The organism is Salmonella sp. SAL4457 (assembly GCF_046548235.1).
In the GTDB taxonomy this organism is placed as follows: domain Bacteria; phylum Pseudomonadota; class Gammaproteobacteria; order Enterobacterales; family Enterobacteriaceae; genus Salmonella; species Salmonella enterica.
Map to the genome: position 1 here is coordinate 1 of NZ_JBGDZO010000887.1, position 254 is coordinate 254.

At 72.4% G+C, this 254-nt stretch carries 1 pseudogene; it reads right to left on the reverse strand.

Annotated features, from left to right (window positions below):
• A pseudogene (locus ACLJNW_RS26750) lies at positions 1 to 254 on the reverse strand (hypothetical protein); the annotation flags it as partial.

Consider the following 254-nt stretch of genomic DNA (forward strand, 5'->3'; position numbering starts at 1 on the left):
CCTCCCGGAACGGCGGCGCGGCCAGGTCCGGTTTTCCCGTGGCCAGAGCTCCAGCGCCACCAGCAGCACACTCAGGCCGAGGGCGGCGGCCAGCGGCCAACTGTACAGCGCCAGGGCCGGGCGCGCCCGGGTAGTCTGCTGGGCGACCGGTTCGAGGCGGTCGAGGGTCGCGGAAATGCTTTCCAGCTCGGCGCTGGATCGCGCGCGGAAGTATTCGCCGCCAGTGCTCTCGGCGATACCGCGCAGGGTCGGCT